1 protein-coding gene is annotated in these 3,246 nt (G+C 49.1%); it reads left to right on the plus strand.

What is annotated here, in order from left to right:
- A partial coding sequence (locus F596_RS0110605; RefSeq protein WP_019036931.1) for a DUF2958 domain-containing protein occupies positions 1-3,246 on the plus strand: 3,246 nt, incomplete at both ends.

The following is a 3,246-nucleotide window of genomic DNA, read 5'->3' on the forward strand; positions in this document are numbered from 1 at the left end:
CCCTTATGGAAAAGGCAATATCTTCGTTCAAAACGAGCCTTTTGAAGCCATTGGAGAACTGGAAGACAAGGACAAATACGACCTTGTTACAAGTAACATTCCTTTCGGTGATTTCATGGTCTATGACCGAGAATACAGCAAAGGCAAGGACACTCTCAAACGTGAGTCCACACGTGCCATCCACAATTACTTCTTCGTGAAAGGTCTGGACTGCATCAAGGAAGGTGGCTTACTGGCATTCATCACCTCTCAGGGTGTATTGGACAGTCCTCGCAATGAAGCCATACGCCGTTACCTCATGCAGAACAGTCGCCTTATCTCCGCTCTCCGTTTACCGTCGGGCATGTTTTCAGATAATGCAGGAACGGATGTAGGCAGTGACCTCATCGTCCTGCAGAAGCAGACAGGTAAAGAAATCAGCGAGGGGATTGAACAGCAGTTTGTAGAAACTCTTTCCGTTCCCAAAGAAGAAGGCTCTTCTGTCGTCTTCAAGCACAACTCACTTTTTGCAGGAGATTGGAAAGACATTGCTCACCGTATCATCGCCACGGAGCGCACGATGGGTACAGACCCCTACGGCAAGCCTACATGGGAGTATCGCTTCGATGGCAGCATTGATGATATGGCGGAGAGTATCAGGACACAGCTCTCCTTGGAAGTTGAGCAACGCTTTGACCGCAAACTCTATGAAACAGGCATACCTATGACGGAGGAGGAACGGCAGAAAGAAGCCGAGAAGCAACTGCATAAGTTAGGGATAACGGTTGATTTGCCCAAAGAGGACCCAAAAACGGACAAGGAGGCGGAGAATGCCTATAATTTGATGCCCGACAGTATCAGGAAGCAACTACCTAAACTTTACAGTACGGAAAAGGAACTCATTGGCGATAAGATAGCCTATGCACGCTATTTCTTCCCGATGGGAGCATACACAGCCTACCTTCTGGAATATGACCCTAAGAGCCGCATTGGTTTCGGTGCTGTCACGATGGGTTACGGCTGGGAGCTTGGCAATATGTCCCTTGATGAGATGGAAGGCGTGAAGGTAAGAGGACTGGGGATTGAACGCGACCTGTATTTCTCTCCTAAGAAATTGCACGAGATAGCCGAGTTGGAAGAAATCGTCAGGGAACAATATACCAAAGAAGAAGTGGTGGCAGAGGAAATTAAGGAAGAAGCGGTAACAAATACAGAAGACACGGTTAAGAAGACTGTGAACGGTACTTCTGGAATCAAGATATCCAAGGAAGAGTTGGAAACTGAAACAGAAATTAATGTCGGGCAAGTCATAGAACCGGACGATTTTACCATTACCAAGGCACAGGCAACAGAAAATACCGTTTCCAATGGAGAGACTACTCCATTGCAACCACCATCATCGGAGTCTGTACCACAGCAATCTGTGTCAAAGCAACCATCCATAAACGTTGAACCTGCACCCGAAGGTGTACCCGCCTTGACACTTCACCGACAATACGAACAGGAAAGGTCGGAAATCCGTACGGATATTGAAGCCCCAAGAGAGATGAACGGACAGACGGTGTTCTTTGACGACGATCATCATCCAGTGGTGGGCAACAACATGGAAGACATCGGACAACCGGAGCAACTGTCACTGTTTGCCCCAGAGGAATACAGCCTTTGGACAAGAGAGGTAAGCCGTGTGAACAATGAAATCAAGGATAATTCAGGAACTTCACAGGCGCACCGTCCTATAACACAAACTGCTCCCCAGAAACCATCGGAGTCCAAGATACAAAAGTCAGTAACCTCTCCTCAACGGCGTACCCGTAGTAGCAGGAAAGCAGCTTCTTCCTCTTCACGTGAGCCATCCCTTTTCGACTTCATGAACGAAGACGAGGAGCGCAAGCCAAAACCGATAGCGGAAGTCAGAAAGGAGTTTGACGCTTCCCCACGCCCTTTTCTCTCTTCGCCGGACTCACACCTAAGAGACGGCACCATTGTCGTGCAGAAAGGGCAGGTGGGGTTTCTTTCTGATCTGAAGCGACATCCAACCTTTAATCCGATGGACTTGCCGTATGCACAGCTTTCCCGTCTCAAAGCCTATATCGAGATACGGGAGTGCTATCATCGTCTCTATGACTACGAGGCAGAAAACCATGCTGAAGACAAGGAAGACCGCAGCAGGCTCAACCACCTATATGATGACTATGTTGCACGCTGGGGCTACTTTAACCAGAAGGCGAACACCGACATCATCAAGATGGATGCTACAGGCGTGGAAATGCTCTTCTTGGAACGGTCCGAAAACGGCAGGTACGTCAAGGCGGACATCTTTGACCATCCTACGACATTTTCCACCACGGAACTGACCGTTGCCGCAGACCCGATGGAGGCTCTTGGCGCATCGCTCAACAAGTACGGTACGGTGGAACTTGACTACATGAGTTCACTTTTACCTGATATGGAGGAAAGCGACATCATTTCTTCCTTGGAAGGTCGCATCTATTTCAATCCCGAAGAAAACGCATACGAGGTGGCGGACAAGTTCATTTCGGGCAATGTAATTGAAAAGGCGGAGCGTATCGAGTCATGGCTATTGGACCATCCCGACCACGAAGAAGCAAAGCAGAGCCTTGCTGCCCTACGTGCAGCCACGCCAACCCCCATTCCATTTGCAGACCTTGACTTCAATCTCGGTGAACGCTGGATACCCTCAAAGGTCTATGGCAGGTTCGCATCGGAGTTTTTCGGGACGGATATTGGCGTATCCTACCATTCCAATATGGACGAATACAGCATTATCTGCGACCGAAAGAATGCCAATATCTGGCACAAGTATGCCGTACAGGGTGAGTTCCGCCGCTATGACGGCATCAATCTCCTGAAGCACGCCCTGCACAATACCATTCCCGACATCAACAAGAGCAAGGAAGTGACGGATAAGGTTACGGGAGAGACCAAGACCATTAAAGTAAGGGACGGACATGCCATACAGATGGCGAATGCCAAGATTGAGGAAATCAGACAGGGCTTTGTCGATTGGCTCGGACGCACGCCAGACACCTTCAAGCAGCAGTTATCTGACCGTTACAACCGCCTTTTTAACTGCTTTGTGCGTCCCAACTTCGACGGTACGCATCAGTCGTTTCCCGACCTCGACCTTAAAAGATTGGGCATACAAGACCTTTATAAGAGTCAGAAAGATGCCGTGTGGATGCTGAAGACCAATGGAGGTGGTATCTGCGACCACGAGGTCGGTGCAGGTAAGACGCTTATCATGTG

Origin of the sequence: Prevotella amnii DSM 23384 = JCM 14753 (genome assembly GCF_000378745.1) — a bacterium.
Lineage (GTDB): Bacteria > Bacteroidota > Bacteroidia > Bacteroidales > Bacteroidaceae > Prevotella > Prevotella amnii.